Source organism: Pseudidiomarina fusca (assembly GCF_032227045.1).
Taxonomy (GTDB): Bacteria; Pseudomonadota; Gammaproteobacteria; order Enterobacterales; family Alteromonadaceae; genus Pseudidiomarina; species Pseudidiomarina fusca.
Genome location: NZ_JANFPJ010000071.1, coordinates 1 through 1,628 on the forward strand (window position 1 = coordinate 1; position 1,628 = coordinate 1,628).

The following is a 1,628-nucleotide window of genomic DNA, read 5'->3' on the forward strand; positions in this document are numbered from 1 at the left end:
TTCTACACCTTTCCATGAATGTCGCACTTATTATCTGAAATCGGGCTTTTCCAAAAGTGACCAATGAGTCAATCTCGGAATAGGCTTCTTCTACTTTTGAAGAATGATCTAAGTATTGCTTTATGATATGGCTTTTAGCTTTAAGGTTATTGTGTTGTATCTTTACAACTGTTTCAGAAGATGGGCGTCTTCTGTTTTTCTTGAGCGTAAATGGCTTATTAGCTAGTGACTTTAGCAATTCATTTATAGCTGAGCTGATCTCATATTCGGGTGAATTCCCGATTATGATATTTCCAGCATTACGTTCAACTTTAACTGTTTTATTCACAGAGGGATTATCCCCTTCATTTCCTATATTCAAGGTTTAGTCCCTTACATGTCTATTTTCATGCCGCCTGAATTATTCTTTGTATACACATTCTTCTGGCCGTTTTGCGTAACACTATCCTGACTATTATCTATTGTTGAATTTTTTGTTATTTCGCCAACTTGTATTTTCAACTGTTTATTTTTCTTTGATTTAATCACAGCAAATAACGTACTTCCAACAGTACATACCCAAGCCAGTATGACACCAATATCCGATTTTACAAATTCAATGAAAGTATCCATTTTTATCCTAGATGACAAATGATGATGTTGATGAGAAAACTAACGCTCGCAATAAGCGGCGCGAGGAACGAGCATCCGGCGACCAAAGGGAGCAAATTTAATTGCTTGGTTATGTGCCAACTGCTAAATACCTTCGACAAGGATGTCCACAGGAAGCTTATAAGCTTTCAATGAAATCCCCCACAACTCATTAGTTAGAGTGCTTCCGCCACAAACAAGCGCGACTAACTCTCCATCTTCACCGATTATCGGTGCGCCACTACAGCCTTTAAAGTGCTCATGCCCGGGATGCTCGAAAGGCAACTTGAAGTAATGGTAGTCGCCATCAGTTCGCAAATATTCCAGCCCTGTATAAACACGAACCTCGGTGACTAGGCAATCATTCCCCCCGTGTTGCACCATCGATGGCTGAACTAGACCGCTAAAGCCATACTTTGTGTGGCCATTTGGTTCGTTTTCTAAAGAAGCGGAAAGCTCAGAAATGAGTTCTTCAGAAATTACCTTCGAGGTATGTGGATTTATCTCTTGGCGCTTTGCGAATGTTGTTTCCGGCACCTCAACGTACGAGAAATCGACATCCACCACCTCCGATGTACTTATATTTGCCTTCATCAAAAAATTGATGCCACCTAACCGATATAATTCTGCGCCTTTGTTCGGCACATATTGCTGCTGAATAGCCCATACGCCGCCATTGCCAGTGGCATGCTGAACGGATAGAAGTAACTTTTTACCGCTATATCTTACAAAACACCCTGACGCGATTCCTGTTGGCATTCCATTAGCATCGGTAGACACAAGCGGGACTGTGGATAGCCAGAGTTTTCTTTCGAAATTATCAGTCATCTATGAACCTCCCTTTGCACATAACGCCCCAATATGCCGACGAAACGAGCGCAGCGAGTTGAGGTCGGAATAATTGGTTTGTTATGTGCCACTTATGAAACCACCCTTTATTTTCAATAATTGGTACAAAGAGCCCGCAAATAAAGAAACCCAAAAAATTGCGAAAATTA

The 1,628-nt window shown here is 41.2% G+C and carries 3 protein-coding genes; all 3 read right to left on the bottom strand.

Going from position 1 to position 1,628, the window contains the following annotated elements:
* The coding region (locus NOG12_RS13030) for a hypothetical protein (protein ID WP_313933490.1) at positions 1-328 on the bottom strand (328 nt) is incomplete at its 3' end.
* Between the two features lie 44 nt (positions 329-372).
* Complete coding sequence (locus NOG12_RS13035; RefSeq protein ID WP_313933491.1) at positions 373-612, bottom strand: hypothetical protein; 240 nt, start codon at positions 610-612, stop codon at positions 373-375.
* Positions 613-735: 123 nt separating this feature from the next.
* Positions 736-1,458, bottom strand: a complete 723-nt coding sequence (locus NOG12_RS13040) for a hypothetical protein (protein WP_313933492.1) — start codon at positions 1,456-1,458, stop codon at positions 736-738.
* Positions 1,459-1,628 lie beyond the last annotated feature (170 nt).